Raw genomic sequence first — 3,820 nt, forward strand, 5'->3', positions numbered from 1 at the left:
CTCCCCCGCAGCCCCCGCCACCCCCGCCCGCCCCGGTCGTCTACCAGTGGCGCGAGTTGTCGTACGACATCAGCGGCGACGGCACGAAACCCGAGATGCGGATCGGTTCGAGCGGCTGGGTGTGGCAGCGGTCCGGTCTGTCGGTGGGCGGCCGGCGCTACGCCCACGGCGTCACCGTGCACGGCCGCTCGTCCGTGACCATCGACCTCAACCGCCCCTGCTCGTCGTACGACGCGCTCGTGGGAGTGGACGACATGACGTTGCGGCTCGGCAGGGTGCGCTTCTCCGTCTACGCCGACGGGGTCCGGCTGTGGCGCTCCCCGCTGGTCGAGGGCGGTGATCCGGCCGTGTCCGTGCAGGTGAACCTCACCGGCCGCAGCACGGTCCGGCTGGTGGTGGAACCGCACAGCGCCCTCGGCCATCTGCTGCCGGTGGACTGGGCGGAGTCCAGGTTCACCTGCGGCTGACCGTACGGACGCGGCCGACGGGAGGACGACTCACGGCACCCGGTCGGGGGCATGCGTGCGGCACGCCTCCTCCAGCTCGCGCAGGACGTCGTCCGGGGTGAGGACTGTGCCCCGGGCACGCTGCTCCGCCCACCGGGCGCTCCCCAGAGCCGCACGCGCGGCGTCCTCGGCGTCTTCGGCCGGTGCGCGCTCCGGAAGGGAGCGCGGGCGGCCCGACCGCCAGTGGTCGCCGGCACCGAGCAACCGGGCCGCGCGCGCGAAGTCACCGAGCTCGGCCAGCAGTCTGGCCGCGCCGTCCACGACCGTGGCCCGGACCACCTCCGAGCACCGCTTGTCCACGGCTTCACGCAAGGCGGCGGTGACCTTGGCCAGGGCGGACCGCGGGCCGGACTCCTGCGCGGTGATCACGGCGTCGAGCAGGACCAGCATCACCATGAAGTGGGGCGGCGGGGTACCGGGGGCGGTGTTGGCGCGGGCCTCCTCGCACAACACGCGCGCCCGGCCTGTGTGCCCGTCCTCGAGGGCCATCTGGGTGCGCATCAGCAGGACGTACGCCTTGGAGTCCCGCACGCCGTACCGATCGGCGGCGGCGGTGGCCTCGTCCAGCAAGGACAGGGCGGACACCCGGTCGCCCGCACGGTAGGCGATCTCGGCGAGCCGGGCGATGAGGAACGGCGACTCGGCGTAGGCGCCCACCTCGTAGGCGAGCCGCAGCGCCTCCTCGTACTCCCCTTCGGCCTCCTGGAAACGGCCGCGCACCATGGCGGCCTCGCCCGCCGCGCTGCACACCTGGGCGCGCAGCCAGCGGTCGCCCGAGCGGCGGCTGAGGACCCGCAGTTCCGCGAGGTCGTCGTCGACGCCCTCCAGGCCGCCGGGTCCGTCGACGACCGTGTGCGCGCGGAACATCAGCGCGACGGAGATCTCCCAGTCACCGCCGTGGGCACGGCAGTTGGCGACGGCGGCGTCCAGGACCGTCCGGACATCGCTCGGATCGCCCAGGAAGGAGGAGAGGATCGGGCAGATCAGCCCCGGGATCCGGGCCGCGTGGGGGCCGCCTCCCCTGTAGTGGGCCCACACCCACTCCATGTAGGGCAGCCGCTCGGCGGCGAACGTCTCCCTGGGCGCGACTTCGGTCAGGAAGAACAGATGCAGCAGGCGCACGTCCATCCGCAGGGCGTGCAGCGGGTGCCCCGCCTCCCCGTCCGACACGGTGAGGATGTGGTCGGCAGGGCCGGGCTCCGGCTCGCCGCCGGCCGGCACACGGCCCTCCCCGTCCAGGGCCGCACCGAGGCGCAGCGTCCGCTCGAGCCACTCCATGCCCTCGTGGCGGTAGTTGCGCAGCCACCAGAACCAGCCCATGGCCAGGGCGAGGGCGGCGGCCTCCGCCTCGTCCGCGGCGGCGAGGGCCCGGTCGAGGGCCGCGCGGATGTTGTCCAGCTCGGTCTCCAGGCGGGAGATCCAGGGCAGCTGCCCGCCGGAGCGCAACTGCGGATCGGCCCGCTCGGCGAGCGCACGCGCCCAGGCGCGGTGCCGGAGCTCGGCGGTGGCGCGCAGCCGCGGGGTGTCCGCGGCGCGCTCGACGGCGTACTCGTGGATGGTCTCCAGCATGCGGTACCGCATGCCGGAGGAGCCGTCGTCCGCGCCGGGTGCCGCCACGACGAGGGACTTGTCGACGAGGGCCCCGACCAGCTCGGCGGCGGGCCCGGAGCACACGGCCTCGGCCGCCGCGAGGTCCCAGCCGCCCGCGAACACGGACACCTCGCGCAGCATCGTCCGCTCGGCGTCGTCGAGCAGGTCCCACGACCAGTCGACGACGGCACGCAGGGTCTGCTGACGGGGCAGGACCGTACGGCTCCCGGACGTGAGCAGCCGGAAGCGGTCGTCGAGGCGGTCGGCGATCTGCCGGGGCGTGAGCAGCCGGAGCCGGGCCGCGGCCAGTTCGATGGCGAGCGGCAGCCCGTCCAGCCGCCGGCAGATCTCCGCCACCGCCCGCTCGTCGCGGAGCGCGGCCTGCGAATCGGGACGGACGGCGGTGGCACGCTCCGCGAACAGCCGGCGGGCGTGGTCGGGGCGCAGGGGCTCGACGGGACGCACCAACTCGCCCGGGACGCCCAGGGGTTCCCGGCTGGTGGCCAGGATCGTGAGCCCCGGGCAGCGGGTCAGCAGGGTCTCGGCGAGATGGGCGGCGGCGCCGATGACATGTTCGCAGTTGTCCAGGATCAGCAGGAGACTGCGCGGCGCGCAGAACTCCACGAGCAGCCCGACGGGATCGTCCTGCACGGCGGTGAGCTCGCTGGTCAGCAGCATGGTCTCGCGCAGACCGAGCGCACTGACCACCGCTCCCGGCACCGCCTCCGGCCGGTCGAGCGGGGCGAGCTCGGCCAGCCATGCCTGCGGGAGCCCGGCGGCGGCCTCCTCGGCGAGGCGGGTCTTGCCGGAGCCGCCCGGTCCGGTGAGGGTGACGAGCCGGGCCCTGTGCAGGTCGGAACGGATCGCGTCGATCTCCGGTTCCCGGCCGACGAAAGAGGTCAGACGCGGGCGGATGGCCCCGGGGCGGGTGCGCTCGCGCTCCGGCGGCGCGGGCGGGCGTTGCCCGTCCGTCGGGGTGGAGTCGAGCAGGTCCGCGTGGAGGGCGCGCAACCGGGGCCCGGGGTCGGTGCCGAGGCCTTCGGCCAGGGCACGGCGGGCGGTCTCGTACGCGGCGAGGGCGTCGGCGTCACGGCCGGTGTCGCGCAGGGCGCGGATGAGGAGGGCGTGCAGCGGCTCGTCGTAGGGGTGTACGGCGGTCAGTTCCCGCAGTTCGGGTACGACGTCCGGCCCGCGTCCGAGCCGGAGCCGGGCCTCCGCCCTGGCCCGGGTCGCCTCCAGGCGCCTGGCCTCCGGGCGGGTGGCGGCGAAGCGGTCGGGGAGGTCGGCGAGGGCAGGACCGTGCCAGAGGGCGAGGGCGGCGTCGAGGTGCCGTTCCGCGAGGGCGGGGTCGTCGGCTGTGAGGGCGTCGGTGCCCTGCTGGACGAGCCGTTCGAAGACGAAGAGGTCGATGTCCTCCTCGCCGGCCGCGAGTCGGTAGCCGCCCGTCTCGGAGGTGACGGCGTCCTTGCCGAGAGCTCTGCGGAGACGGCCGATGAGGGCCTGGAGGGCGGCGGGGGCGTCCTGGGGCGGCTCCTCCGCCCACACCTCGTCGATCAACGTCCGGGCCGTGACGACGCGGGAGGGGCGCAGGGCGAGGGCGGTGAGCAGGGCGCGCAGGCGGGGACCGCCGATGGGTACGACCGAGCCGCACTCGTCCTCTGCCGTGGCGACGCCCAGGATTCTGTACCGCACGGGGTCATTGTCGCCGGGGGGGGGGTGCGGCC

General features: G+C 74.9%; 2 protein-coding genes. One reads left to right on the forward strand and one right to left on the reverse strand.

From position 1 onward, the window contains the following. Window positions 1-467: NPCBM/NEW2 domain-containing protein (locus ADK65_RS33285; RefSeq protein WP_199825749.1), on the forward strand; the 467-nt coding region annotated here is incomplete at its 5' end. A 30-nt stretch (window positions 468-497) separates the two neighbouring features. On the opposite strand, the gene ADK65_RS33290 is transcribed toward ADK65_RS33285, so the two are convergent. Next, window positions 498-3,788, reverse strand: a complete 3,291-nt coding sequence (locus tag ADK65_RS33290) for a BTAD domain-containing putative transcriptional regulator (protein ID WP_053674789.1) — start codon at window positions 3,786-3,788, stop codon at window positions 498-500. Window positions 3,789-3,820 lie beyond the last annotated feature (32 nt).

Origin of the sequence: Streptomyces sp. NRRL B-1140 (assembly GCF_001280065.1) — a bacterium.
GTDB lineage: Bacteria > Actinomycetota > Actinomycetes > Streptomycetales > Streptomycetaceae > Streptomyces.